This window comes from Providencia rettgeri, from assembly GCF_041075285.1.
GTDB lineage: Bacteria > Pseudomonadota > Gammaproteobacteria > Enterobacterales > Enterobacteriaceae > Providencia > Providencia rettgeri_G.
In genome coordinates this window covers 859583-886214 of the sequence record NZ_CP163512.1, presented here as the reverse complement: position 1 = coordinate 886214, position 26632 = coordinate 859583, and the positions used below count along the sequence as shown (strand labels likewise).

The window sequence follows — 26632 nt, the reverse complement described above, 5'->3', positions numbered from 1 at the left end:
CTCCATCATTGAATTTAGCATTTTATTAGGTAACTGATAAAAAAGTTACTCTGATATATTGACTATTTCATTTACAAAGCAAATACCTAATAAAATAATATTGAAATGATTGTGATAACATTAATTATTATATAAACAATTAATCATCAATAACACGATAAATAAGAAAGGCTGATATAAAGCTCTTAATCAATAAAGGCAATTGGCAGAAACAAGAACACCCTACCGCTATATTTTCAACTTATAACGATAGAGTGCTCGTTTACACCATTACTTGGTAATTTTTAACCTAATTGCTTACGTGCGTTGCGGAAAATACGCATCCACGGACTATCTTCACCCCATGTTTCTGGATGCCAAGAGTTGCTCACTGTGCGGAAAACACGCTCTGGATGAGGCATCATAATAGTTGCTCGACCATCTTTTGAGGTAACTGATGTGATACCATTAACCGACCCGTTCGGGTTTGCAGGGTATTGCTCCGTCACTTGCCCATAGTTATTGACGAAACGCATTGCCACTAAGCCGTTATCTTCTAATTGCTGTAAGTGCGCCGTAGCGCGAGTTTCCACTTGCCCTTCACCATGAGAAACCGCAATCGCCATACGAGAACCTGCCATATCTTGCAGCAATAAAGATGGGCTATCGGCAATTTCCACTAAACTAAAACGAGCCTCAAAGCGCTCTGAACGGTTACGAACAAAACGAGGCCAGAACTCTGCACCAGGGATCAGTTCATGTAAGTTAGACATCATCTGACAACCGTTACACACCCCCAGAGATAAAGTATCAGGGCGATTAAAAAATGCAGCAAACTCATCGCGCACTTGATTATTGAACAGAATAGATTTAGCCCAACCTTCCCCTGCACCTAAGACATCACCATAAGAGAAGCCACCACACGCCACCAGCGTTTGGAATTGTTCAAGAGATAAATGCCCCGCCAGTAAATCGCTCATGTGCACGTCAACGGCATCAAAACCGGCACGGTCAAACGCCGCGGCCATCTCAACGTGGGAGTTAACTCCTTGCTCACGCAGCACAGCAACTTTTGGGCGCACACCGGATAAAATAAATGGAGCCGCAATATCCTCTTCAATATCGTAAGTTAAGTGAGCATTTAAGCCGGGATCTTGGTTATCTTGCTTCATGGAGTGCTCTTCATCTGCGCACACTTCGTTATCACGCAGGCGTTGCATCTGCCATGTGGTCTCTGCCCACCATTGGCGCAGTAAGCTGCGTGATTCACGATAAACCACCGTATCACGGCTATTAATGATCACAATATCGTCATGAATAGCTGCACCTAAATAATGAACGCAATGAGCTAACCCTGCTTCTGCAAAACACGCTTCAACGTAAGTTCTATCTGCGCCATTGATTTGGATCACCGCACCTAATTCTTCGTTGAATAATGCCGCTAAAGTATCCTCATCAAATGAACTGATATCGACCGATATTCCGCAATGACCAGCAAATGCCATTTCGGCTAATGTAACGAACAAACCACCGTCTGAACGGTCATGGTAAGCCAATAATTTTTGCTCAGATAATAGTTTTTGAATGGTATTAAAGAAACCGAGTAAACGCTCAGGGCTATGTACATCCGGTGCTTTATTGCCTAATTGACGGTAAACCTGTGCGAGAGCCGAACCGCCTAAAGCATTTTGTCCTTCACCCAAGTCAATTAATAACAGAGCATTATCTTCTACTGTTTTTAATTCAGGTGTTACTGTTAAACGAACGTCTTCAACACGTCCGAATGCACTGATCACCAATGATAACGGAGATGTCATTTCTCGCTCTTCGCCATTTTGCTGCCAACGCGTTTTCATTGACATAGAGTCTTTCCCCACTGGGATAGTTAACCCCAGTGCTGGGCACAGCTCTTCACCTACCGCTTTTACTGCCTCATATAATCCAGCATCTTCCCCAGGGTGACCTGCTGCAGCCATCCAGTTTGCTGATAGTTTCACGCGCTTAAGATCTTGTACGTAAGAACACGCAAGGTTAGTCAGTGCTTCACCTACAGCCATACGAGCAGATGCAGCAAAATCAACTAATGCCACTGGCGTTCTTTCACCAATTGACATGGATTCGCCATAATAGCTATCTAAACTCGCCGTTGTCACCGCACAGTCAGCAACGGGAATTTGCCAAGGGCCGACCATTTGATCACGGGCAACCATACCGGTTACAGTGCGGTCACCAATGGTGATCAGAAAGGTTTTCTCTGCCACTGCGGGTAAATGTAAAACCCGTTTAACCGCTTCATTTAAATTGATGGCCGTTCTGTCTAATGCATCAGGTGCTGCTTTGAGGGTTTTCACATCACGCAGCATTTTTGGCGTTTTACCCAGTAATACATCCAGTGGCATATCAATCGGTTGATTATTGAAGTGCGCATCATTTAAGGTTAAATGACGCGCTTCTGTCGCTTCACCAATCACGGCAAACGGCGCGCGTTCTCGTTCACAAATCGCAGTAAACATATCCAGTTGCTCAGGGGCAACTGCCATCACATAACGCTCTTGAGACTCGTTGCACCACACCTCTAACGGGCTCATACCCGGTTCGTCGTTCAAAATTTTGCGCAATTCAAAACGACCGCCACGACCACCATCACTCACGAGCTCCGGCATCGCGTTGGATAGACCACCAGCACCAACATCATGAATAAACAAAATAGGGTTATCGTCCCCTAGTTGCCAACATCTGTCGATCACCTCTTGGCAGCGACGTTCCATTTCTGCGTTATCACGCTGTACTGACGCAAAATCTAAATCTGCGTCTGACTGACCTGATGCCATTGATGATGCTGCACCACCGCCTAAACCAATGTTCATTGATGGACCACCGAGCACGATCAGTTTCGCACCCACTGGGATCTCGCCTTTTTGTACGTGATCGGCTCGAATATTACCAATCCCCCCCGCTAGCATAATTGGCTTGTGATAACCGCGTAATTCTTCGCCATTATGACTATTCACTTTTTCTTCATAGGTGCGGAAGTAACCCAAAAGTGCAGGACGACCAAACTCATTATTAAACGCGGCTCCGCCCAAAGGGCCTTCCATCATGATATCTAGCGCGGTAACAATACGTTCTGGCTTACCAAAGTCTTCTTCCCAAGGCTGTTCAAAACCGGGAATTCGTAGGTTAGAGACGGAAAAACCCACCAATCCAGCTTTTGGCTTAGCACCTCGACCAGTGGCACCTTCATCACGAATTTCGCCACCAGAACCCGTTGCAGCGCCAGGCCACGGGGAAATTGCTGTTGGGTGGTTATGAGTTTCCACTTTCATTAAAATATGAGCATCTTCTTGATGATAGCGGTACGTACGCCCTTCTGGCTCAGGGAAGAAACGACCAACAGAAGAGCCTTCCATCACCGCTGCATTATCTTTATAAGCAGATAAGACGTGATCTGGTGTTTTTTCAAACGTATTTTTGATCATTTTAAACAGCGATTTTGGCTGTTCTTGACCATCGATCACCCAATCCGCATTAAAGATTTTGTGACGGCAGTGCTCAGAGTTCGCTTGAGCAAACATATACAATTCAACGTCTGTTGGATTACGTTTTAGACCTGTAAAGGCGGCTTGTAGATAGTCAATTTCGTCATCGGCTAACGCCAAGCCCATTTCTTTATTTGCCGCTACCAGTGCATTACGTCCGCCATTGATAATATCAATGGTTTTCATCGGTGCAGGCTGCTGATGCACAAACAAGGCCTCTGCTTGTTCAAAAGATGAAAAAATTGATTCCATCATACGGTCGTGTAACTGCGCTATCACTTCATGCCACTGCCCTTGCGTTAATGAATCCCCCTGAACATAGTAGGCAATACCGCGTTCAATGCGTTTAACTTGAGTCAGACCACAATTGTGAGCAATATCCGTTGCTTTAGATGACCAAGGAGAAATTGTACCCGGACGAGGGGTGACTAAAATAAGTTTACCGAATGGGTCATGCTCTGCCAGGGATGGGCCATATTTTAACAAACTGCTCAGTTTACCTTGCTCGCTATCACTTAACGGCGCTGATAGCTCAGCAAAGTGCATATATTCAGCATAGATATCTGTTACAGGCAGTTGTTTCTCTGCAAACAACGCCAAAAGGCGGGTAATACGAAATGCTGATAGAGCAGGTGAACCACGCAAAATTTCCATAGTCTTAATTTCTCTCTTTTAAACGCCAGCCCTGAACACGAAAGCAGGGAAACCGGAGCCCATTATAGAGTAATGTTCATCAATACGAAACCGTTTGCGTGATTAAAAATAAAGCGATTAGTTAAATATTATTATGTGCTAAATACGATAATATAGGTTGCACCGATCATAATTGTTGAGCAAAATACCCAACCACTGGAATTATAACCATTACTTAGCCATACTCTTTTTAGACACCACACAACACCAGTGATTGCACGAGAAATTATTATTTGAATAACTTAAAAGTTAACTACTTAATCATCGTGGTTATCGCGCTACTGGCTTCAATGGTCATCGGCTTTAATGTCCGCTGGCCCAATACGCAAGATTCACAAATTAATCACATACTGTCACAAGGTGAATTACGTATTAGTGCCGTCAGCTCGCCACTTATCTATATTGATGAGCAAAAACAGCTTCGTGGTTTTGACTACGAACTTGCTCAAGGCTTTGCTTCGTACCTAGGAGTTAAACTTAAGATCACTATCCGCCCGACATTCGAGCAAATTTTTATCGACCTAGAAAACGGCGATGCTGACATTGCCGTTGCTGGGCTTTTGTACAATAAAGACCGATTAACAAAAACCAAAACTGGCCCTAGCTACCTAACGGTCACTCAGCAATTGGTTTATCGCAAAGGCACTACACGCCCGAAATCATTTAATGATATCAAGGGGAAGCTGCTTGTTACCTCCGGGACAGCCCACGCCAGTACCTTAAAAGCGCTTGCTGAAGAATATCCAAACTTAAAATGGGAAGAGACATCTAAATACAATACAAATCAAATTCTTGAAATGCTCGCAGAAGGTGAAATCGACTATACCCTCGAAGACTCTATCGCTGTTGCTCTACAGCAACGGATTCACCCGCAAATTGCTGTCGCGTTTGATTTACTCGATGATCATGCTGTCACTTGGTATATGCGACGTGGGCAAGAAAACAGTTTAGATGCGGCTCTGCTTGATTTTTTTAATCAAAGTAATGAATCAGAGCTATTGGCCCGCCTGAATGAAAAATATTTTAGTCATGTGGAATCGTTCGATTATTTCGATACGATGGCCTTTATCAAAGCGATTGATAATAAGCTTCCTGAATATCAGCCTTTATTTGAAAAGTATGCTGATGTCATTGATTGGAAACTGCTGGCTGCTATTGCATGGCAAGAGTCCCACTGGGATCCCCTTGCCACCTCCCCAACTGGAGTTCGCGGTTTAATGATGTTAACTAAACCCACTGCCGCCACAATGGGGATCGCTGATAGGTTAGATGCAGAAGAAAGCATTAAAGGTGGTGCGGCATATATTGCTTATATTATGGATAAACTGCCTGAAACAATTGCAGAAGATGACCGCATTTGGTTTGCTCTGTCCGCTTATAATATGGGATACGGGCATATGTTAGATGTGAGAAAGCTCACTCAAATGCTAGGTGGTGATCCAGACAGATGGCTCGATGTTAAAGCGCGTCTTCCACTACTAACCCAGCAAAAATATTATTCGCAGCTTACTTATGGCTATGCACGTGGGCATGAAGCTTATCGTTATGTGGAAAATATTCGCCGGTATCATCAAAGCCTTGTGGGATACTTGCAAACGCAAGAACGTAAACAACATGCGCTGGATATCGCTCAGCAATCTTTAACCTATTTGGTTTTGCCTGAAAACCTAAAAGAAAACAATACTAAACTCATTGAAAACCAATCTCCCCTACCGGAACAAACCAATATGAGCCATTTAGAGGAGATAGATTCAGCGAAATCACCTCAAAAGAGCAGTGAAGAAACAAAAATGTCACTCGGTCAATACTTGATTTCATTACATCCTGACCAGCAAGGGACAAAAACGGATAGAGAACCACCGGTCATCCCCCCGTTTAAAAAACCGTAATGCTCCTTTGAATAACCTGCCAAGGCGCTAACTCTGTTGGCGCTTTTGCTCTTTCTTTTGTGCTCTGCGCATTTTGAAAAAAGCACTTAGCATTGAAGAGCACTTCTCTTCTAAAATACCGCCCGTAACTTCCACATAATGATTTAACCCTGCCTGTTGCATAATATTTATATAAGAACCACAAGCCCCCGTTTTAAAATCTTTGGCCCCATAAACAACGCGGGCAATTCGGCTGTGTATCATCGCACCCGCGCACATTATGCAAGGTTCTAAGGTAACGTATAGCGTGGTATCAAGTAGACGATAATTGTTCAATACTTGCCCAGCTTGTTGTAGAGCCATAATTTCAGCGTGAGCAGTCGGGTTATGATCAAGGATTGAGCGATTCCAACCAGAGGCTATTAACTGTTCATCTTTAACTAACAAAGCACCTACCGGGATCTCCCCTGCCTCTTGCGCTTTAAAAGCAAGTTCAAGGGCTTGCTGCATCCAGTATTCATCAATTTCTAATTGCGTCACTCTTACCTCTGGGCAATAACTCAAAGGGTAATTATTACCAAATGTCAGAGTGACTGCAATTTTAAATCTTACTCGGGGATTTCTCTATACAGACTAATTACTCAAGGCAAGTTTTGCCGCAAACCCCATAAAAAAGGCACCAACGGTACAATTACCCAGTTTAGCGAGGATCTTTTTCTCCCGTAAAAATTTAGCAATCAGATAACCACTAAAAATAAGTACGCTAAGATATAAGAAGCTCACTAGCTCCAAAATTGTCGCAAGGACTAAATAAGGTACCCACGCATTCTCGTAGTTAAAGTCAACAAACTGAATAAAAAACGAAATATAAAACAAAATTGCTTTCGGATTTGTCAGGCTTAACGCTAAAGCACGAAAAAAATGATTTTCAGACTTTAAGCTGACTGTAGCGCCTTCCCCCTCAGCCTGTGACTTGCGTTTCAATGTGCTATATAAAATTTTACAACCGAGATATAAAAGATATGCCGCACCAAGATAGCGAACAATCATAAAAAGCGTTGGTGAAGCTTTGATCACTGACGCGACACCAATAAAAGATAAAAAAACCAATATGGCATCACCTGTAAATACCCCTAACGCAGCTCGATAGCCAAACCGAGCACCACTGGAAGTACTGGTTTTGAGCACATAAATCGAATTAGGTCCTGGCACAATAATAATAAAAATAAGCCCTGCGAGGTAAGTCCAGAAGTTAAGAACTCCGAGATTTTCGAACATGTTTGCGTTCCTTTATGTTTTTCATTATTACTATCATAACTTTCTATCTTTGTGAATATCTATTCTATTTATTGTTTCTTTTTTATTTATACATATGAAATAAACTAATAATAAAGGTTATTTTTAAACTTAATTTATTTAAATATTATTAATTCCGAATTTCGTTATCTATATTTTATATACTAATAGGAATCATATATGGCTATTATTAGAAAGTTAATACAAGACAGCTCTTTTGACGAATTTTATCCAACAACGATGATATTTAGCGCCGCTAAACGCACTTATTTTTTGGGCCATTCAAAAGACACAAGCTATATTGTTTATAGTATGACAGACACTGGTAAAATTGAAGCCAATGCCCCGGTACAAAAAGGAAGATTACGAAGCTATTTGAGTAATATTCAAGCCTTTTACGACGTTACACAAAATAAGCAATATTTATACGGTTACAATTTAAATGATAAAATCGTTGAACTATACCAAATTGACGATAAAGCTGGCATACAATTAGTCTATGTTGATGACTTTGCTGTTGGAGATACCATTCAGTCAGCAACCTTATATGTCGCTAATGGGCTTATACATATATACAGCCAATCAGAGAAGGATAAACGTTGGAGAATTCATAACTATACTATAGTATAATATTATTTACACCTCGTTAAAAATAATTTAAATAAGGGTCTTATTTAGGCTCTTATTTAAAATTCAATAACCAGGCTTAAATCCTCCAAGAAAATACAATTAAACCATCAAATTTTGGTAAATTTAAAAACATATTATTAACATCCTTCCTTTGTCTAATAGCTAACAATTTGTATCATAATTACCTATTTAATTTATAAAATTCAGTGTAGAATTAGCACTAATAAAATTATATGAAAACATATTTGACTGATAAAAATGGCACTATTAATTACTAAAAAATGTATCAATTGTGATATGTGTGAACCTGAATGCCCTAACGATGCAATTTTTATGGGCGCAGAAATTTATGAAATTGACTCAACATTATGTACCGAGTGTGTTGGGCACTACGATAAACCGACTTGCCAGTCAGTATGCCCTATCACGAATACGATTATCACTGATCCGCAGCACATTGAAACCGAAGAACAACTGTGGGATAAATTTGTCGCTATCCACCATGCAGACAAAATTTAAATGCCCCTTACCGCGATTTATTTTCTCAATGCTGCCAGATAGTACACTGGCAGCCAATACAACACTGTAGCAGCTTGAGTCAATCATCAAGGCGTTCAATAATCACCGTCGCTGATGCATAATGCCGTTCATCTGTGATAGAAACATGGAAGCAGGTCGCATTTAAGCTTTTCGCAAGCTTTAACGCTTCATCCTTTAGATGCAATAAAGGCTTTCCTAATTCATCATTGGTCACTTCAAACTGGTTGAACGCAAGGCCATTACGGATCCCTGTTCCTAATGCTTTGGCTGCGGCTTCTTTAACTGCAAAGCGTTTTGCTAAAAAACGAGCAGGTTTTGCTTGCTGTTGATATTGCAAAAATTCTTTTTCAGTCAAAATTCGCTTTGCTAAGCTATCTCCTGTTCGTTCAATAACGGATTCAATACGCGTTATTTCAACGATGTCTGTTCCTAACCCAACTATCGCCATTATTTACGTGCTTCTAACATAATTTTTTTCATATCAGCAACGGCTTGTGCCAACCCACTAAATAGTGCTCGACCAATGATAGCATGCCCAATGTTTAACTCATAAATTTCAGGTAATTGTGCAATGCGCTGAACATTATGGTAAGTCAACCCATGCCCTGCATTCACTTTAATGCCTTTACTCGCTGCATAAGCCACACCATCACGAATACGGCGAAACTCTAACTCTTGCTCTTGCTCTGTTTTAGCATCCGCATATGCTCCTGTGTGGATCTCAATAAATGGTGCACCACACTCTTGTGCAGCATCGATCTGTGCATGGTCAGCATCAATAAACAACGACACTAAAATACCCGCCTCAGTTAAGCGTTTTACAGCTTCCGCTACTTTTATTTTTTGCCCAGCAACATCTAGGCCACCTTCAGTCGTCACTTCTTCACGTTTTTCAGGGACGAGGCAACAAAACGCGGGCTTAATGCGGCAGGCAATATCAACCATTTCATCTGTCACAGCCATCTCAAGATTCATGCGTGTTTGTATTGTTTCATTAAGTAGCGCAACATCCCTATCGGTAATATGACGACGATCTTCACGTAAATGTATCGTGATACCATCAGCACCCGCTTGCTCTGCAACAAATGCAGCCTGTACAGGGTCAGGATATTGTGTTCCTCTTGCATTTCTTACTGTCGCAATGTGGTCAATATTAACGCCTAATAAAATCTCAGCCATTTTGTACTCCCTTCAATAAAACGGTAACCAATACTGTAATTTCTCTATCCTACTGTAATTTTCAAGTTTCGGGGAATAAATCTCACATCATTCGAGGAGAATTCCAAAACAAGTCTGTTATTGCATGAAAAGGAAAAATTTTTGCGAAGCGCTTCGTAAACCTTATCGTGGGCCGCTAAATTTAATCGGTTAGCCACATAAGATCAGGTACAACGTAAACAAAACTCAGAGTCGTAAAAAAGGAGTATATAAAAATGAAAATGCAAACAAATCCACAAAACCAATACATAACCAGAAGCAATAATACCTATTCCTTTGGTTTGTTTGAAGCAGTAGGAGAAAAAGTAAATTGCCGAAATAATTCTCTACTTTTTAATGGTTTACCGCCTAAATAAGGTTTTAGCGCTATACGAGTAAATCGTTTAGCCGCTTTTAGGGTATCAATATCTGGGAACTCACGGTTTGCAAGTGCTTTTAGTTGTTTGCCTGTAAAACTTAGCTGGTCAACCACTAAGCTACCAATAAAACCTTTTTCTTCACGATACCGGTAGGTCATTGTGTCAGAAACGGGTTCACCACTACCAGCACAATGCAAAAAATCCACACCATAACCAAGAGAGGATAACAGCGCGAGTTCAAACTGACGCAAAGCAAATTCAGGGGTTCGCTCACTTGCAGCAAGAACCTGCAAACAGGAAAGATAATCAAAAAACAGGGCGGAATAAGGCGTACCAAATTCCAGAACACGTGCAGTCAGTTCATTAAGGTACAGACCGCTATAAAGGACGGTTCCACTTAGAGGAAGCGCTAATGAAACAGGATCTGCATTAATTAAGGTTTTGATTTCACCTTTGCCACTCCACCGGATTAACAAAGGTGTGAAAGGCTGTAAACAGCCTCTTAAGGGAGAGCGGTTGCGGCGAGCACCTTTAGCCAGTAAACGAATTTTCCCTTCACCTTCAGTGAAAAAATCAAGCAATAAGCTTGTTTCACTGTAAGGCCTTGAATGGAGTACAAACGCACGTTGCCAACCACTCACGCCGCCACCTACTATTTTAGATCATCAACATAACCTAGGCTACGCAATGCTCTTTCATCATCTGCCCAGCCTGATTTAACTTTGACCCAAAGCTCTAAGTGAACTTTGTTATCAAACATTCTTTCCATATCGATACGGGCTTCAGTACCGATGGTTTTCAGTTTACTACCTTTGTTGCCAATGACCATTTTCTTCTGGCCTTCACGCTCCACAAGAATTAGCCCATTGATATGGTAAATACCTGCTTCAGTGACCTTAAATTGCTCAATTTCAACAGTCACTGAGTAAGGCAATTCATCCCCCAAAAAGCGCATTAACTTCTCACGAATTATTTCAGATGCCATAAAACGTTGGGAACGATCTGTAATATAGTCTTCAGGGAAATGATGTGTTGCTTCAGGAATATGTTGCTTCACAATTTTAGCAATAGTATCCACCCCAGTGCCTTTTTCTGCACTGATTGGTACAACATCCAAGAAATTCATTTTTTGACTGATCATGCCAATATGTGGCAATAAAACCGTCTTATCAACCACGTTATCGATTTTATTGATTGCTAAAATTACAGGGCAACGCAAACTAGATAGCTTAGTTAGAACCATTTCATCGTCAGCGGTCCAGTTAGTCCCTTCAACGACAAAAATAACCAATTCAACATCACCGATAGAACTTGATGCAGCACGATTCATTAAACGGTTAATCGCACGTTTTTCTTCAATATGTAACCCTGGGGTATCAACATAGATAATTTGATAATTATCTTCTGTATGGATCCCCATAATACGATGGCGAGTCGTCTGTGGCTTTCTCGAGGTAATCGAGACTTTTTGCCCCAGTAATTGATTTAATAATGTCGATTTACCGACATTTGGCCGTCCAACTATGGCAACAAAACCACAGTGGGATTGTAATTCACTCATTCAAGCTCCAAAATTTTCAATGCTTGTTCTGCTGCGGCTTGTTCTGCTTTACGACGACTTGAACCAACACCATGAATAGGCTGTTCTATGCCACTCACCTGACAGTGGATCGTAAATTCTTGATCATGAGCCTCACCTTTTACTTGAACAACTAAATAGTTCGGTAATGGTAAATGGCGTCCTTGCAGATATTCTTGTAACCGTGTTTTCGGGTCCTTTTGTTTATCACCCGGACTAATTTCAATTAATCGACTTTGATACCAATCTAAAATTATTTTTTCAATCGTCTGGATATCACTGTCGAGAAAAATACCACCAATCAATGCTTCCACTGTATCCGCAAGAATAGACTCTCGACGAAATCCACCGCTTTTTAATTCACCGGGACCTAAACGTAAACATTCACCTAGTTCAAACTCACGGGCAATTTCTGCCAGTGTGTTTCCGCGTACGAGTGTTGCACGCATCCGGCTCATATCCCCTTCATCCACTTTTGGAAAACGGTGATACAGGTCATTCGCAATCACAAAACTTAAAATTGAATCCCCTAAAAACTCTAGGCGTTCATTATGTTTGCTGCTTGCACTTCTATGTGTCAACGCCTGGATCAATAAATCATTTTGTTTAAATTGATAACCAAGCTTACGTTGTAATCTTTCTACTAAAGAGGGGTTCATGTGCGCCCAACCATTTCTATTTGATAAAAAAGCACACGCAACAGACCTGTAAAATAATGCATTTTACAAAACTGTTGCGTTTGCACTGACTCCTTGCTCTCCCGCATTTTTTTTAGCCCTGTGGAACTAATAAGATAAATTTAATTAGTTACAATGGGTTATAAGAGAAAGGGGTTATAGATTGGGGAGCCAATAATATTAATTAAACTATATTGTACACTGGGTAAAATAATAATGCTTCGGTTAATGCAGGTTTTCTAATGAAAACCCGCATGTTAACTGTTTGGCGTATCCAATCAATGAAATTATAGTGGACCAATTCGACTAAAGCGAATGCCCGTTGGCCATTCATTTTCTTGTTTATCGAGGCTTAGCCAGATAAACACCGCACGACCAACTAAATTTTGTTCAGGAACAAATCCCCACATACGGCTATCAGAGCTATTATCCCTATTATCACCCATCATAAAATATTGTTTTTCAGGAACAATCCATTCATTTAATGGCATACCTGGCTGTAAATATTTTGCTTCAGTGATTGCCTGACGAATAATTAGGATTTGATGTTCAACCGTATCTAATTTTTCACTGCGCTCATATTGACGCAAGGCATTTCTTGGCAATTCCTGATTTAGTGGGATTTCATAGTTGCCTTTTTGGCTATCAACAACAGAACCAATATCAAGGAACATGGTCCATTCACTCGGGTTCAATGGCCCATAAGTGATCGGCAAATTATCGGTGCACTTGTTGTCAGCACAATTTGGGTAAATAGTCAGTTCTTTTGCATCTGGATTATAAACAATCTTATCACCTGGCAAACCAATTACACGTTTAACAAAATCAACATTTGGATCCCGCGGATATTTAAATACTGCAATATCACCCCGTTTTGGTTTACCCGTTTCAATAAGTGTCGTCTGCGTGATCGGATCTTTTAAACCATATGCAAATTTCTCAACCAACATAAAGTCACCAACTAATAACGTTGGCATCATCGACCCTGATGGTATTTGAAACGGCTCATAAATAAATGAGCGTACAATCAGCACAATAGCTAACACTGGGAAAATTGATGTCCCCGTTTCTAGCCATGAAGGACGGCGAACGGCATTTGCGATATCCGCATCGCTCACAGCCCCATTTGCTGCATCCTGTAACTGTTTAAGTTTCGCTTTACGCGCTGGCGCAAATTTAAACTTATCTAAACACCATATGATCCCTGTGATTAAAGTTGCCAATGTTAGGATCAAGGCAAAGGTGTTAGCCATTGAGACTCCTTGTAAACTTAGTTGTCTTTACCAACGTGCAATATAGCAAGGAACGCTTCTTGTGGTAGCTCAACGTTACCCACTTGCTTCATACGTTTCTTACCATCCTTTTGCTTCTGCAACAGTTTCTTCTTACGGCTAACGTCACCACCATAACACTTGGCAAGAACATTTTTACGCAACTGTTTAACTGTAGAACGAGCAATAATATGGTTACCAATCGCCGCTTGGATTGCAATATCAAACTGCTGGCGCGGGATCAGTTCTTTCATTTTCTCAACTAACTCACGACCACGATATTGTGAGTTTGCACGGTGTGTAATTAATGCTAAAGCATCAACACGTTCATTGTTAATAAGAACATCAACACGCACCATATCAGATGCTTGAAAACGTTTAAAAGAATAATCTAACGAGGCATAACCACGAGACGTTGATTTTAAACGGTCAAAGAAATCCAACACCACTTCAGCCATTGGGATTTCATATGTTAACGAGACTTGATTACCATGATAGACCATATTGGTTTGAACGCCACGTTTCTCAACACAAAGTGTAATCACGTTACCTAAGTATTCCTTAGGCATTAACATATGGCACTCTGCAATTGGCTCACGCAGCTCTTCAATATTGTTTAGTGGCGGTAGCTTTGATGGGCTATCCACATAAACAACCTGACCATTGGTTTGTTGTACTTCATACACTACCGTTGGTGCAGTCGTGATCAGATCAAGATCGTATTCACGCTCTAAACGTTCTTGGATGATTTCCATATGCAATAAGCCAAGGAAACCACAACGGAAACCAAAACCTAAAGCCGATGATGTTTCTGGCTCATAAAATAAAGAGGCATCGTTTAAGCTAAGTTTTCCTAGCGCATCCCGGAAACCTTCATAATCATCAGAGCTAACGGGGAATAAGCCTGCATAAACTTGCGGTTTCACTTTTTTAAAGCCTGGTAATGCTTTTTCAGCAGGATTACGAGCCCCCGTTAATGTGTCCCCAACAGGTGCCCCTGTAATGTCTTTGATTGCACAGACTAGCCAGCCCACTTCACCGCAATTAAGTACATCACGATCAATTTGTTTTGGCGTAAAAATACCAAGACGATCTGCGTTATAGACCTGTCCTGTACTCATGACCTTCACTTTATCGCCTTTTTTCAGTGAACCGTTTTTAATGCGGATCAATGAAACCACGCCTAAATAGTTATCAAACCATGAGTCAATAATCAGTGCTTGCAGTGGCGCATCTTCATCACCAACAGGAGGTGGGATCTCTTTCACAAGACGTTCAATCACATCTTGTACACCAATACCTGTTTTGGCAGAACAACGAACCGCATCGTGTGCATCAAGGCCAACAATGTCTTCAATTTCCTCGGCAACACGTTCAGGATCAGCCGCAGGCAAGTCAATCTTATTTAAAACAGGAACGACTTCTAAATCCATTTCAATCGCGGTATAGCAGTTAGCCAATGTTTGCGCTTCCACGCCTTGCCCTGCATCTACGACTAAAAGAGCACCTTCACAGGCAGCTAAGGAACGAGAAACCTCATAAGAGAAGTCAACGTGCCCCGGCGTATCAATAAAGTTCAATTGGTAAGTTTCACCATCAGCAGCTTTATAATCGAGCGTAACGCTCTGTGCTTTGATAGTGATCCCACGCTCACGTTCCAAATCCATTGAGTCTAGAACTTGCGCCGCCATTTCGCGATCCGTTAAACCACCACAAATCTGAATAATACGGTCAGATAATGTGGATTTGCCATGGTCGATATGAGCAATGATAGAAAAGTTTCTTATATTTTTGATTTTCAAGGTAATGTCTTCTTTTAAATTGCCTTACAAAATCAGCTTTGTGCAAATATCGCGACAAAACTAAAATGCTATGATTATCACAAGATTGTTAATTAGCAGCATTTTACATATAAGAACCCGCTAACACAAAGATTCAATGTAAAACAACTGTAAACTTGCCAAAGGTTAATGAGTTAGCGCACTAATTTAGTCGTAACTTGCCCCTCAAAAACCACGTTTATAACGGGCGATAACGCGTCTATCTCGATTTTCATCTCAAAAGATAACTGAAAAATCAATTAATTATTAGCGTCAATAAAAACCACAAAAGGAAAACTTTATGTTTTCCTTTTGTCATGGTACCAAATATTGACATCCTCCCCGCCCTAAAGGGCGAAGATCCCTACAGCGTTCAGACCGTAGCCTAAATCGCCTCGGTGGGTTGCTGCTTCGACGGGCGGTTTGACTACTCCATCCCTCCACAGGCAAGCACGGCATGTCCTGCCGCTAAAATGTTACGAGCACCATTGATATCCGTGTTTTCACTATATCCGCACTCAAGGCTCTCAAATTTACTTTGTGACTGGCGGTTTTCTTTCGCGGTATGACCGCAGCAAACACACCGCTGGCTGGTGTATGTTGGCGGTATCGCCCCGACATTGCCGCTCGTTACTACTACAAAGGCGTTCTTTGAACACCGAGTTATTTTGCAAGGAGGTGTAGAGGTGCGCCAATATCTATCATCCGGCAATATATTAAGCAGCAAAAAACACCATGTTAGTCGAAAAACTGCGCCTTATATCCCAGCCCTGAAGGATGGGGTTTTACGGCGCATCGGTTAAATTGAAAATAATCTATTGATATTCAGCAGGTAACCTTTACCGAAAGCTCAGAAGGCGGTAAACCTATTTGCAAAACAACAGGTTGGAAAGCGGCATCATCCCGCCAATACGTAGCGAGTTTACGGGCTGTAAAAAAGCCGATTACACCACCTACTACCCCAGAAATCGCCACCCCAAATTGTTCAATATCAAACGATTGTGCAAGGCCAGCAAAAATAAATAATCCTAAAATCGGTGTTAAATACACCAGCATGGCTGAACGAATTAAACTACCTTCAGGAATACCGACTTCGATTTTCTGCCCTTCAACTAAAGGCTGTTCAATCGCAATTTCCAATTCATGTTCTGTGTTTGGTCCTATTTTACTGAGCGCATAAGACCCACAGGTTTTACGAGCACCGCAACTTCCGCATCCTGATGAAGAACCATACCGCAGTAATGCTCTTCCATTCTGCCAACGAACAACAGTTGCCCACTCTTTTACCATAACCTACTCCCGGAACTGAACACTACCCGCAATAACTTGTGCTGTGGGCAAAGGTAATTCACCAATCACAGTAATGACATTTTGTTTTTGCGTCATTGTATAAATTGTACGACGCCCATTTTGCATTGGTTGTTCCAATAAAGGGCCTTTAGCTGATTTCGTCACATTAACTGAAAAAGTAAATAACCCATCGCTGAACATGGCAGTTTCTACAACATCATCCTCACTTAATTTACGCAAAGAACGCGATGTTTCTTCAAAACCGGGTGGAAGTATTCCAACTTGCCATTTAAAGGATGGTGCCGTATTTTTCGGGTATACCAGCAACGGTGGCATATTTACCTGACTCAGTGCGAGTAATGAATCATTCACTGTTTTACTGTCTAGTACTGTAGAGATCACACGAAACTGCTCCAATGTTTGACTGTTGTTATCCAACAAATCAATACGTAATGGTAGTTTCGTCTCCTCATCAATTAATACTACATAATTAAATCGGGAATTGTCTTTCGATATTATGCGGATCACTAAAGCGGGTCGATCACCGATATGTGTACGCCCCGCATCAATAAAATTGTAGTAAGGCTTTATCTGTTCATAGTTAGCAAATAAAACGGACGGTAAATTATCAACGATATTTTGACCATTCAAACTAAATGCATCAAAGCCAGGTTCAAAATAACTGATATTATTACCTTTTTGAACAATTTCTCGCCGTGATGAGTCCATTTGGATCATTTGTGAAACAGGTACACCGTTAATTATTGCATGGCGATATCTTACAGGTGTAATAGATTGCGGACTGAATGTCATAAACGACATTTCATAAGAGAGGTTTTGGGCAGCATTCCCCATTTCTTTAAAAAGAACATCGGCACCTTGTTCAGATGCCGAAGCTTGATTAGAAATAATCAGGCTGCCCGTCAGGCAGATGACGGATAACCATTTTTTCATTATTTCAGTTTAACTCCTGCAGCAGACGCAGGTTGTTCAGACTGTTGATATTGCTGGTTCAGCATTGAGCGTCTCTCAATTTCGTATTGTTGCAACATCGCATTAATACGTTGATTTTGCTGTTCAACCTGTTGAAGTTGTTGTTCATTACCAAATAATTGATTATCTGAAATGTTCAGGCTTACAGGTGCACCGCTTCCAACAGGAATGGTATTAAACATTGGCTCATCTACGGTGGAATCAACAGCATTACTTTGGTTGTACTGTTGCACACCCACAATAACCGCTAGTGAAACACATGCTGCCACACCGATTTGAGTTATTTGGCTCGCCCAAGGACGGATTTTGCCCCAGAACGGGAAAGCCCCCCAAGTCGCAGGTTCAGGCTGCGATTCGACAACTACCTGAGGATTAATACGCACAGCTTCATTCTCTAATGCTGCCGCAACTTTACTAGCAATATCAAAATGTATGACCTCGCCAGTATCATTACGCAGAGTATCACGAATAAGATGATAGCTCTCCCAACGTTGCTTTAACGTTGAATCATATGAAATGGCATTTAAAAGCTCTAAATCTAGGGCCTCGCCATCCATCATTGCGGAAAGTTTCTCTCTTTGCATGCCCAATTACCTTCAGTTAATTGCATCACAATTATAGTTAACCTACTGATTTAATAACATTAGTGCTGTTGGATCAGAGGTTGTACTTTATTATCAATCGCTTCCCTAGCCCTAAAAATACGTGAACGTACAGTGCCTACAGGACAGTCCATAATTTCAGCGATTTCTTCATAGCTCAAACCATCGAGTTCGCGAAGTGTAATTGCCATTCGTAAATCTTCCGGCAAAGATTCGATAGTTTTGAAAACGACATTCTTTAATTCATCAGACAACATTAAGTTCTCTGGGTTCGAAATTTCTTTTAACGCACCAGCTGTCTCAAAGTTTTCAGCATCACTCGCTTCCAGATCTGTCGCAGGTGGACGCCTATCTTGAGCCACTAAATAATTCTTAGCCGTATTCACTGCTATACGATAGAGCCAAGTATAAAATGCACTATCACCTCGGAACGAACCAATCGCGCGATATGCTTTTATAAATGATTCTTGTGCCACATCAGGCACATCCGCTTGCGGCACATAACGGGAGACTAAACTTGCAACCTTATGCTGGTACTTAATCACCAGTAAGTTAAAAGCTTGTTGATCACCTTTTTGTACCTTTTCAACCAATACTTGGTCTGTTAATTGCTCGCTCATTTCAGGAAGCATCTCCCGAATTCAGGCTGATAATATGTTAACTTGATCATGTTCTCCCATCCTAAAGCAAGCACTACTTTGAGTTATAGAAACCATTGAAGTTCAATTTAATCTAAAAAAATAGTCAAAAATTTACAAAAGTGCTGATTTTTTATTTTCGAAGATCCCAAAGATCCTCATTAAAACAACTGTATATAAATGCTTTAAGGTAAAGAATACAGCATACGGATTTTGCAAATGAATGCTATAGCAATTGCAATTATTCAAAATGAATACGTAAATAGACGTATATCAAATAACTCACTTTAAACCGCTCGCCGACAATAGTAATCGACAATCCGATAGGCTAACATAAAAAAACACACTACATACTATTATATACAGCAAACACACATGAACGGATCCACACAGCATTACACTGATATTTTAATCATTGGCAGTGGTGTCGCAGGACTCTCCGCCGCCTTACGCCTTGCACCTTTTCACCAAGTTACGATTCTGAGCAAAAGCAACTTGAGTGAAGGCGCGTCTTATTATGCTCAAGGTGGTATTGCCGCTGTATTTGATGATACCGACAGCATCGAATCCCACGTTGAAGACACGCTTATTGCTGGTGCAGGCATCTGCGATAAACACGCCGTTGAATTTATCGCTTCAAACGCAAAAGATTGCGTACAATGGCTTATTGATCAAGGGGTTTTATTTGATACTGAAACTACGGAAAGTGGCGAGACCCAGTATCACTTAACCCGAGAAGGTGGTCATAGCCATCGCCGCATACTCCACCATGCCGATGCAACAGGCAAAGAAGTTGAAACCACTCTTGTGGATCTGGCTTTTGCGCATCCCAATATCCATATAAAAGAACGCTACAACGCCGTAGATCTCATTTTGTCCAAAGACAGCGCCCCTTCTCGTATATTGGGAGCCTATGTTTGGAATCGACGAAAAGAGCAAGTCGAAACCATTCGCGCCAAAACCGTTATCTTAGCAACAGGAGGAGCGGCAAAAGTCTATCAATACACCACAAATCCCGATATCTCATCGGGAGATGGTATTGCGATGGCATGGCGGGCAGGTTGCCGTGTTGCTAATTTAGAGTTTAACCAATTTCATCCTACCTGCCTATTTCACCCTCAAGCACGAAATTTTTTATTAACCGAAGCTTTACGAGGTGAAGGTGCTTATTTAAAACGCCCTGATGGCAGTCGCTTTATGCCTGATTATGACGAACGAGAAGAGTTGGCGCCTCGTGATATTGTCGCCCGTGCAATAGACCACGAAATGAAGCGCCTTGGTGCAGACTGCATGTACCTTGATATCAGCCATAAACCAACAGATTTTGTGCAAAATCATTTCCCAACGATTTATGCCAAATTAATGACGCTAGGTTTAGATATCACTAAAGAGCCTATTCCTATCGTGCCCGCTGCGCACTATACGTGTGGGGGAGTGATTGTTGACCAAACGGGCATGACCGATATAGCTAACTTATATGCCATTGGTGAAGTCAGTTATACAGGCCTACATGGCGCAAATCGCATGGCATCCAATTCTTTGTTGGAATGCCTAGTGTATGGTTGGTCAGCTGCTGAAAGTATAAAATCGACATTACATCAGATTGAAGAAGTACCCCATTTACCAGAGTGGGATGAAAGCCGAGTTCATAACTCAGATGAACAAGTTGTAATCCAGCATAACTGGCATGAATTGCGTCTATTTATGTGGGACTACATGGGGATCGTCAGAACGACTAAACGTCTTGAACGCGCGCTACGTCGTATTCATTTATTACAGCAAGAAATTCACGACTATTACGCTAATTTCCGTATTTCTAACAACTTATTGGAACTACGAAACCTCGTACAAGTCGCAGAGCTAATGGTGCGATGTGCTTTAGAACGTAAAGAAAGCCGTGGGCTACACTACACCTTAGATTACCCAAATGCGTTAGAAAATTCAGGACCAACCATCTTAAAACCTGAATAACACTGCAAAACCAACGGAATCTTTATTCTGTTGGTTTTAATATTTAAGGTAAAACGGTTGGATCAGCGCCCGAAAATCCGCCGTATATTCATTATTGGCTTCTTTGAGTGCTAAATTGCTCACCTTTGTGTGTGAGTTCACTAGTCGCAAGCCTAATAACATTCGATGAAATGGTGTTGTGGCTTTGTCACTCACATTAACTCTAAGGGCCGTAAACCAACCACTATTTTCCGCCATTACTTGTACTTTTTCACCAACTTCATACGGTAATACCAAGCAAAACAACCCATTTTCCTTTAAGCAACGCTGTGCGCACTGTAATAATACGTCATGGGTTAATGTGCCTGTGTAACGGGCTTGGTCACGTTTTTCATCTCGACAAGCAAGGGCGGGTTCAAAATAAGGTGGGTTACTGACAATCAAATCATAGTGAGCAGGAGTCTGCTGACTGTAGTGAATAATATCCTGATTAATAATATTTAATCGCGTCGCCCAAGGTGAGTCTACAAAATTCACGCCAGCTTGGTGCGCAGCCTGCACATCCAATTCGACAGCATCAATATGTGCAATTTGCTGGCGCTGCGCCAACATTAACGCCACCAAACCACTTCCACTGCCAATATCCAACGCAAATTGAACATCATCAACAGGAGCCCAAGCTCCTAACAACACACCATCCGTACCCACTTTCATTGCACATTGGTCATGAGCCACGAAAAACTGTTTAAATGTAAATCCACCCTTTCGGTAGTGCTTTTTCTGCTCGCTCATTCACACACTCTGTCTACCTAAACCCTGCTATTTTCTCATATTGAGTAAATAAAAGTCATCACTCAACCTATTTACCAAAATATAATTCTTATATTATGAGAATTATATTTGAGCCATAAAAATATTACTGCTAAGTTCGAAAAAAAAGGAGATGCGATGAACAGCATTAATAGAACCTTAGATATCTTATCCTATATTACAAGTTGCGCATTTCCAGTGACGCCACAGACCATATCAACCGCCCTGGGTATTCCATTATCGACGGTTTATCGCTTGTTAGCAATTCTCATAGATTGGGAATTTGTTTCTCATGCAAAGCAGTATGGTACTTATTGTGTCGGCTCGCAGAGTATCAAAAATCACGAAAAATACTATCACCACAGTTTATTGATGGAAGCCACCAGATCAGAGCTTCAATCATTAGCGAAAAAAACACAAGAAACGGCCGCGATCATTACCTCAAACCTACGTGAAACCATTTGTGTAGATATGATTGAAAGTGAACAAGCCTTACGCTGCTCATTTATCATTGGTCGTGGTAATACGCTGATCAAAGGCGCAAGTGCCAAAACGTTATTGGCCTTTCACCAAACGCAATATCAAGAACAAGTATTTGAAATACATGCAAAACAGCTTGAATCTGACGTAGATAGACTGAAGTTAAAGCAAGATTTACAGCAGATCCGCAAACAAGGCTATGGCACCTCAACCAGTGAAATTGATGAAGGTGTCTTTGGGGTTTCAGCCCCTATTTTCAAAGGAAATGATGTCATTGCTGTCGTGTCAGTTATGGCACCTGAATTTCGCTCAACCCATCGCATTGACGAACTGGTTATGCATACCTGCCAAACAGCGGACAACATCACTAAACTCATTAACTTGGAGTAACTATGACACAACCTTTTCAATGGCAAGGGCGCACTGATGGTGAAACACAAGAACATTTGCGTATTCATCAGGTGATCAACAAAATATCCCCAACGCAATTTACATTGATTGGCTTTGCCTCCGATGAAGGCGTAAAGCGCAACAAAGGTCGTCAAGGTGCTAAAGCCGGCCCTGATGCCATTCGCCGCCAACTCGCGGGGCTCCCTATCCACCAGCCACTCGCGATTAAAGACATAGGAACAGTGAGTTGTGATGATGGTGACCTTGAAGCTGCACAACGCCGATTATCCAATAAAATCATTGAAAGTTTACTGGCAAATGAGCGCCCAATTGTCTTAGGTGGAGGTCATGAAGTGGCCTTCGCCAGCTTCCAAGGGTTATTTGATTATGTGGAACAAAATCAACCCGGCAAAGCTATTGGTATTATCAACTTTGATGCCCATTTTGATTTGCGTGAAGCCCCTGAAGCCACGTCTGGTACGCCTTTTTTGCAATCAGCACGGTTATGTGAACAATATCAGCGCCCTTTTCACTACCTGTGTTTAGGCATTGCGGATCACGGTAATACCAAGGTGTTATTTGACACAGCGGATAGATTAGGCTGCCAGTACCTAAGAGATAAACAACTGAGCGTTTCACAACTTCCGCATGCGATTAAACAGCTCCAAACATTTATTGATAGCGTGGATTATATTTATGTCACCGTGGACTTAGATGTATTCTCAGCCGCTATTGCCCCTGGTGTCAGTGCCCCAGCGCCTAAAGGCATCTCTACCGACGTTTTTGATGAACTTTTTACCGTCATTAAACGCAGCGACAAAATCGCACTCTTTGATATCGCGGAGTGCAACCCTGAATTTGATATTGACAACCATACCGCCAAACTAGCGGCTTATTTGATTTACCAATATTTATTCTAATAACACAACACAACTATTCGACTGATAAATAAACTGTTCGCTTCAATCTTTTGAGATAGCGTCTATTCGAACACCACAATAAAAATAGGTTCGAAAAGAAATATCAAATTAGCTGTAACTCTCTAAATTATATTGTTTTCATCATAAATATTTTAACTATTAGATTTCGAGTTACAGCTAGGCGGCTAACGAAGATAACTGCAGGAGCATACAAAAGTATGTGACTGCAGTAGCTAAGTGCGGCCAAAAACGCTGTAGCTTGAAAGATAACAGTTACAAAAAGGGAAACTTATGATCCTACACCTAGATGCACTATCCACCTTATTTCTCACTGTCATCTGCCTCCTTATGGGGATCCACTTAAAAAAACGTATTGAGTGGTTACAACGGTTTTGCATTCCCTCTCCCGTCATTGGTGGCTTTTTAGTCAGCTTAATCATTTGGGGACTAAAATCGTTTAGCCTTGCCGAAATAAACTTCGATACCAGCTTACAAACCTTCTTGATGGTCGCATTCTTCACCACCATTGGTATTGATGGCAGCTTCCGTGTTCTCAAAACCGGTGGGCGCTTATTATTTATGTACCTGTTTATTTGTTGGTTTGTTGTGATTTTCCAAGATACCTTTGGGGCTGGATTAGCCCATTTATTAGGTATAGAGCCTGTTATTGGCATTATGGCAGGGGGAGTGTCTCTCACTGGCGGTCATGGTGGGGCAGCGGCTTTTGGCGGTATGGCTGAAGAGCTGGGCGTACAATCTGCCACCGTTGCAGCGATTGCAGCAGCAACCTTTGGGTTAATTACCGGGAGCTTATTAGGTGGTCCAATTGCCACATATTTGATTAAAAAATTCAATGTCCGCATTCAAGCAGATGATAAAGTCGAAAAAATTCAAGTTCCCGAGACTATTGCAAGTAAAATTGAGTCTATCGACGCACATGCTTTCTTGAAAATGCTTGCCTTGATCTTAGGGATCATGGTCATTGGTCAATTTGCCTCTGCACAATTCACCAAAGCTACGGGGTTTTCATTACCCAGTTATGTTGGCGCGATGATCATTGCTATTATCATCCGTAATATTAACGATCAGATAGAATTATTCCGCATCAACCAAAAATCTATCGACCTTATTTCGGAGGTGTCCCTTGGCCTCTTCTTAACAATGGCGATGATGTCACTGAAGATTTGGGAGTTGAAAGCCGTTGCCTTACCACTCTTCACCATTTTATTGGCTCAAGTTATCATTTTAATTCTACTAGTCATATTTGTTATCTTTAGATTATTAGGGACAAACTATGATGCTGCCGTGATGTGTGCAGGCTTGATGGGACATGGACTCGGGGCAACGCCAAATGCGATGGCAAATATGTCCTCAGTTTGCGAGCGCTACAAACAAGTCTCTATGAAAGCATTTATGATTGTACCATTAAGCGGTGCAGTCCTCATCGATCTGGTCGGAATTCCATATCATACTTGGTTGATTAATATGCTTAGCTAATAAATAACACAAAGTGGGAAAAACCACGCTTTTACCCCACTTGGACAACTTCCCCAAGGAGAGTGTTCGCTCTCCTTGATTCTTTTGTCATTTCTCTACTTTTCCTCGAGTTATCGCTCCCTGTCTGTCTTGAAAACAGTTACACTTATGAAAAGCAGATTTTTTCAGGTGAACAATTTTGCTAACCTGTTTATAATCAGCGCCCCAAATAGAGGTATATCATGACTGCATCCACTTTTTCTGAACTTGATCTCGATGAAAGCCTAATTGACGCGCTGTCAGACAAAGGTTATCAACGCCCTACTGCTATTCAAGCTGCGGCTATTCCTGCAGCAATGGATGGTAGGGATGTTCTAGGTTCAGCCCCCACAGGAACTGGGAAAACTGCGGCATTCTTACTGCCAGCCATTCAACATTTACTTGATTTCCCAAGAAAAAAATCAGGCCCTCCCCGAGTTCTGATTGTCACGCCTACCCGTGAATTAGCCATGCAGGTTGCTGAACAAGCCAAAGAATTATGTGCACATAATCACCTAGACATTGCGACAATTACTGGCGGTGTTGCTTATATGAACCATGCTGAAATTTTCAGCGAAAACCAAGATATCGTTGTCGCCACAACAGGCCGCTTATTACAATATATTAAAGAAGAAAATTTTGACTGCCGTGCGGTTGAAATTTTGATCCTCGATGAAGCTGACCGTATGCTAGATATGGGGTTTGCAAACGACATTGAAACTATCGCAGGCGAAACGCGTTGGCGCAAACAAACCATGTTATTTTCTGCCACACTCGAAGGGGAAGCCATTCGAGACTTTGCGGAGCGCCTGTTAGAAGATCCGATTGAAATCGATGCAGATCCATCTCGTCGTGAACGGAAAAAAATCCAACAATTTCATTACCGCGCAGATAATGTCGAGCACAAAACAGCACTACTTTGTCATTTACTGAAGCAAGAAGAAGTCACCAAAGCGATCGTGTTTGTGCGCAAACGTGAGCGCTTACGTGAGCTTGTACAATGGCTACGTGAAGCGGGTATTGAACCTTGTTATCTTGAAGGTGAAATGCCTCAAGCAAAACGCAACGAAGCGGTGCGCCGCTTAGTTGATGGGCAAGTCAAAGTCCTTGTCGCAACTGATGTCGCTTCTCGCGGTTTAGATATTGACAATGTTAGCCATGTTTTTAACTATGATTTACCAAGAACCGCTGACGTTTACCTGCATCGCATTGGTCGTACTGGTCGTGCGGGTCGCAAAGGCACCGCTATTTCATTAGTTGAAGCCCATGACTTTCCATTACTTGGAAAAATTACACGCTATATTGAAGATCCTATCAAAATGCGTGTTATTGATGCGTTGCGCCCGACCACGAAAGCGCCATCTGAAGCGATGTTAAATAAGCCAAAACCATCGAAGAAAGTGCTTGCGAAACGCAAAGAGAAAAAGAAAGAGGAACAGGCTAAGAAAAAAGAAAAAGTACGTCATCGCGATAAGAAAAATATTGGGAAACGCCGTACTCCAGCTAATCCAGCCGCATCAGCGACTAGCGGTAAATCACACTAATCAGTCAAACGGGTTTCGGCCCGTTTTTTAT

Annotated in this window: 23 protein-coding genes and 2 pseudogenes; 9 read left to right on the top strand and 16 right to left on the bottom strand. The window is 41.6% G+C overall.

All coding sequences use genetic code 11. The features are described from left to right. Window positions 1-284: 284 nt before the first annotated feature. Window positions 285-4172: a phosphoribosylformylglycinamidine synthase gene (gene purL, locus AB6N04_RS04035; RefSeq protein ID WP_369310641.1), complete on the bottom strand. Its 3888-nt coding sequence runs from the start codon at window positions 4170-4172 to the stop codon at window positions 285-287. A 329-nt stretch (window positions 4173-4501) separates the two neighbouring features. Here purL and mltF point away from each other — a divergent pair, with 329 nt between their 5' ends. Further along, window positions 4502-6100, top strand: coding sequence for a membrane-bound lytic murein transglycosylase MltF (mltF, locus tag AB6N04_RS04030; RefSeq protein ID WP_369311960.1), 1599 nt, complete (start codon window positions 4502-4504; stop codon window positions 6098-6100). Window positions 6101-6127: 27 nt separating this feature from the next. On the opposite strand, the gene tadA is transcribed toward mltF, so the two are convergent. Together tadA and leuE are read right to left on the bottom strand one after the other, a co-directional pair. Continuing rightward, on the bottom strand, window positions 6128-6619 hold the full coding sequence (gene tadA, locus AB6N04_RS04025) for a tRNA adenosine(34) deaminase TadA (protein WP_369310640.1): 492 nt from the start codon (window positions 6617-6619) through the stop codon (window positions 6128-6130). A gap of 93 nt (window positions 6620-6712) precedes the next feature. Beyond that, window positions 6713-7357 carry a leucine efflux protein LeuE gene (gene leuE / locus AB6N04_RS04020; RefSeq protein ID WP_369310639.1) on the bottom strand — a complete coding sequence of 215 codons (645 nt, stop codon included), beginning with the start codon at window positions 7355-7357 and terminating at the stop codon, window positions 6713-6715. A 198-nt stretch (window positions 7358-7555) separates the two neighbouring features. Here leuE and AB6N04_RS04015 point away from each other — a divergent pair, with 198 nt between their 5' ends. Next, on the top strand, window positions 7556-8005 hold the full coding sequence (locus AB6N04_RS04015; RefSeq protein ID WP_369310638.1) for an XRE family transcriptional regulator: 450 nt from the start codon (window positions 7556-7558) through the stop codon (window positions 8003-8005). A gap of 258 nt (window positions 8006-8263) precedes the next feature. Continuing rightward, complete coding sequence (locus AB6N04_RS04010; protein ID WP_219246933.1) at window positions 8264-8524, top strand: YfhL family 4Fe-4S dicluster ferredoxin; 261 nt, start codon at window positions 8264-8266, stop codon at window positions 8522-8524. A 79-nt stretch (window positions 8525-8603) separates the two neighbouring features. On the opposite strand, the gene acpS is transcribed toward AB6N04_RS04010, so the two are convergent. The 8 genes and pseudogenes from acpS to AB6N04_RS03970 all read right to left on the bottom strand — a co-directional run. Further along, a complete protein-coding gene (gene acpS / locus AB6N04_RS04005; protein ID WP_369310637.1) occupies window positions 8604-8993 on the bottom strand; it encodes a holo-ACP synthase in 390 nt (129 codons plus the stop codon). Further along, window positions 8993-9724, bottom strand: coding sequence for a pyridoxine 5'-phosphate synthase (pdxJ, locus tag AB6N04_RS04000; protein ID WP_369310636.1), 732 nt, complete (start codon window positions 9722-9724; stop codon window positions 8993-8995). The genes acpS and pdxJ overlap by 1 nt, the downstream gene beginning before the upstream one ends. A 307-nt stretch (window positions 9725-10031) precedes the next feature. Continuing rightward, the gene (gene recO / locus AB6N04_RS03995) at window positions 10032-10763 is read right to left on the bottom strand and encodes a DNA repair protein RecO (protein WP_369310635.1); all 732 of its coding nucleotides are present in this window, start codon (window positions 10761-10763) and stop codon (window positions 10032-10034) included. Window positions 10764-10774: 11 nt separating this feature from the next. After that, the gene (gene era, locus AB6N04_RS03990) at window positions 10775-11683 is read right to left on the bottom strand and encodes a GTPase Era (protein WP_369310634.1); all 909 of its coding nucleotides are present in this window, start codon (window positions 11681-11683) and stop codon (window positions 10775-10777) included. Beyond that, window positions 11680-12360, bottom strand: coding sequence for a ribonuclease III (rnc, locus tag AB6N04_RS03985; RefSeq protein ID WP_369310633.1), 681 nt, complete (start codon window positions 12358-12360; stop codon window positions 11680-11682). Before rnc ends, era begins: the two co-directional genes overlap by 4 nt. A 305-nt stretch (window positions 12361-12665) precedes the next feature. Further along, entirely contained in the window at window positions 12666-13631 is a 966-nt protein-coding gene (gene lepB, locus AB6N04_RS03980) for a signal peptidase I (protein WP_369310632.1), read from the bottom strand. A gap of 17 nt (window positions 13632-13648) precedes the next feature. Beyond that, the gene (gene lepA / locus AB6N04_RS03975; protein WP_369311958.1) at window positions 13649-15445 is read right to left on the bottom strand and encodes a translation elongation factor 4; all 1797 of its coding nucleotides are present in this window, start codon (window positions 15443-15445) and stop codon (window positions 13649-13651) included. 451 nt (window positions 15446-15896) lie between these two features. Then, window positions 15897-16082: pseudogene (locus AB6N04_RS03970) on the bottom strand (zinc ribbon domain-containing protein); the annotation flags it as partial. On the opposite strand from AB6N04_RS03970, the pseudogene AB6N04_RS03965 reads away from it, so the two are divergent. Continuing rightward, a pseudogene (locus AB6N04_RS03965) lies at window positions 16074-16211 on the top strand (IS200/IS605 family transposase); the annotation flags it as partial. The pseudogenes AB6N04_RS03970 and AB6N04_RS03965 sit on opposite strands and share 9 nt — an antisense overlap. 83 nt (window positions 16212-16294) lie before the next feature. Here the strand turns inward: AB6N04_RS03965 and rseC are convergent. From rseC to rpoE, 4 genes are read right to left on the bottom strand one after another with little or no spacing between them, the layout of a single operon-like run. Further along, a complete protein-coding gene (gene rseC / locus AB6N04_RS03960) occupies window positions 16295-16759 on the bottom strand; it encodes a SoxR-reducing system protein RseC (RefSeq protein WP_369310631.1) in 465 nt (154 codons plus the stop codon). A 3-nt stretch (window positions 16760-16762) separates the two neighbouring features. Continuing rightward, window positions 16763-17713 (bottom strand): sigma-E factor regulatory protein RseB, encoded by a 951-nt coding sequence (gene rseB / locus AB6N04_RS03955; protein ID WP_369310630.1) that lies wholly within the window; start codon window positions 17711-17713, stop codon window positions 16763-16765. Further along, entirely contained in the window at window positions 17713-18336 is a 624-nt protein-coding gene (gene rseA, locus AB6N04_RS03950; RefSeq protein ID WP_369310629.1) for an anti-sigma-E factor RseA, read from the bottom strand. Before rseA ends, rseB begins: the two co-directional genes overlap by 1 nt. Window positions 18337-18395: 59 nt before the next feature. Next, window positions 18396-18974, bottom strand: a complete 579-nt coding sequence (gene rpoE, locus AB6N04_RS03945) for an RNA polymerase sigma factor RpoE (RefSeq protein WP_369310628.1) — start codon at window positions 18972-18974, stop codon at window positions 18396-18398. A 393-nt stretch (window positions 18975-19367) separates the two neighbouring features. Between rpoE and nadB the strand changes: the two genes are divergently transcribed. Then, window positions 19368-20963, top strand: a complete 1596-nt coding sequence (gene nadB / locus AB6N04_RS03940) for an L-aspartate oxidase (protein ID WP_369310627.1) — start codon at window positions 19368-19370, stop codon at window positions 20961-20963. 36 nt (window positions 20964-20999) lie between these two features. On the opposite strand, the gene AB6N04_RS03935 is transcribed toward nadB, so the two are convergent. Beyond that, window positions 21000-21734 carry a tRNA1(Val) (adenine(37)-N6)-methyltransferase gene (locus tag AB6N04_RS03935; RefSeq protein ID WP_369310626.1) on the bottom strand — a complete coding sequence of 245 codons (735 nt, stop codon included), beginning with the start codon at window positions 21732-21734 and terminating at the stop codon, window positions 21000-21002. Window positions 21735-21890: 156 nt separating this feature from the next. Here AB6N04_RS03935 and AB6N04_RS03930 point away from each other — a divergent pair, with 156 nt between their 5' ends. The 4 genes from AB6N04_RS03930 (at window position 21891) to srmB (ending at window position 26601) form a co-directional block, all read left to right on the top strand. Next, window positions 21891-22622, top strand: coding sequence for an IclR family transcriptional regulator (locus AB6N04_RS03930; protein ID WP_369310625.1), 732 nt, complete (start codon window positions 21891-21893; stop codon window positions 22620-22622). Between the two features lie 2 nt (window positions 22623-22624). After that, window positions 22625-23542, top strand: a complete 918-nt coding sequence (gene hutG / locus AB6N04_RS03925; RefSeq protein ID WP_369310624.1) for a formimidoylglutamase — start codon at window positions 22625-22627, stop codon at window positions 23540-23542. 291 nt (window positions 23543-23833) lie between these two features. Next, window positions 23834-25039 (top strand): sodium/glutamate symporter, encoded by a 1206-nt coding sequence (gene gltS / locus AB6N04_RS03920; protein WP_369310623.1) that lies wholly within the window; start codon window positions 23834-23836, stop codon window positions 25037-25039. A 221-nt stretch (window positions 25040-25260) separates the two neighbouring features. Next, window positions 25261-26601 carry an ATP-dependent RNA helicase SrmB gene (gene srmB / locus AB6N04_RS03915; protein ID WP_369310622.1) on the top strand — a complete coding sequence of 447 codons (1341 nt, stop codon included), beginning with the start codon at window positions 25261-25263 and terminating at the stop codon, window positions 26599-26601. Window positions 26602-26632 lie beyond the last annotated feature (31 nt).

What these genes read in the sequence shown, in the direction of transcription:
- rnc (WP_369310633.1), bottom strand. Translation starts at nt 12,360, where the DNA reads ATGAACCCCTCTTTAGTAGAAAGATTACAACGTAAGCTTGGTTATCAA.
- nadB (WP_369310627.1), top strand. Translation starts at nt 19,368, where the DNA reads ATGAACGGATCCACACAGCATTACACTGATATTTTAATCATTGGCAGT.
- rpoE (WP_369310628.1), bottom strand. Translation starts at nt 18,974, where the DNA reads ATGAGCGAGCAATTAACAGACCAAGTATTGGTTGAAAAGGTACAAAAA.
- rseC (WP_369310631.1), bottom strand. Translation starts at nt 16,759, where the DNA reads ATGGTAAAAGAGTGGGCAACTGTTGTTCGTTGGCAGAATGGAAGAGCA.
- mltF (WP_369311960.1), top strand. Translation starts at nt 4,502, where the DNA reads ATGGTCATCGGCTTTAATGTCCGCTGGCCCAATACGCAAGATTCACAA.
- hutG (WP_369310624.1), top strand. Translation starts at nt 22,625, where the DNA reads ATGACACAACCTTTTCAATGGCAAGGGCGCACTGATGGTGAAACACAA.
- AB6N04_RS04015 (WP_369310638.1), top strand. Translation starts at nt 7,556, where the DNA reads ATGGCTATTATTAGAAAGTTAATACAAGACAGCTCTTTTGACGAATTT.
- AB6N04_RS03935 (WP_369310626.1), bottom strand. Translation starts at nt 21,734, where the DNA reads ATGAGCGAGCAGAAAAAGCACTACCGAAAGGGTGGATTTACATTTAAA.
- srmB (WP_369310622.1), top strand. Translation starts at nt 25,261, where the DNA reads ATGACTGCATCCACTTTTTCTGAACTTGATCTCGATGAAAGCCTAATT.
- rseA (WP_369310629.1), bottom strand. Translation starts at nt 18,336, where the DNA reads ATGCAAAGAGAGAAACTTTCCGCAATGATGGATGGCGAGGCCCTAGAT.
- purL (WP_369310641.1), bottom strand. Translation starts at nt 4,172, where the DNA reads ATGGAAATTTTGCGTGGTTCACCTGCTCTATCAGCATTTCGTATTACC.
- AB6N04_RS04010 (WP_219246933.1), top strand. Translation starts at nt 8,264, where the DNA reads ATGGCACTATTAATTACTAAAAAATGTATCAATTGTGATATGTGTGAA.
- lepB (WP_369310632.1), bottom strand. Translation starts at nt 13,631, where the DNA reads ATGGCTAACACCTTTGCCTTGATCCTAACATTGGCAACTTTAATCACA.
- AB6N04_RS03930 (WP_369310625.1), top strand. Translation starts at nt 21,891, where the DNA reads ATGAACAGCATTAATAGAACCTTAGATATCTTATCCTATATTACAAGT.
- gltS (WP_369310623.1), top strand. Translation starts at nt 23,834, where the DNA reads ATGATCCTACACCTAGATGCACTATCCACCTTATTTCTCACTGTCATC.
- leuE (WP_369310639.1), bottom strand. Translation starts at nt 7,357, where the DNA reads ATGTTCGAAAATCTCGGAGTTCTTAACTTCTGGACTTACCTCGCAGGG.
- pdxJ (WP_369310636.1), bottom strand. Translation starts at nt 9,724, where the DNA reads ATGGCTGAGATTTTATTAGGCGTTAATATTGACCACATTGCGACAGTA.
- rseB (WP_369310630.1), bottom strand. Translation starts at nt 17,713, where the DNA reads ATGAAAAAATGGTTATCCGTCATCTGCCTGACGGGCAGCCTGATTATT.
- acpS (WP_369310637.1), bottom strand. Translation starts at nt 8,993, where the DNA reads ATGGCGATAGTTGGGTTAGGAACAGACATCGTTGAAATAACGCGTATT.
- era (WP_369310634.1), bottom strand. Translation starts at nt 11,683, where the DNA reads ATGAGTGAATTACAATCCCACTGTGGTTTTGTTGCCATAGTTGGACGG.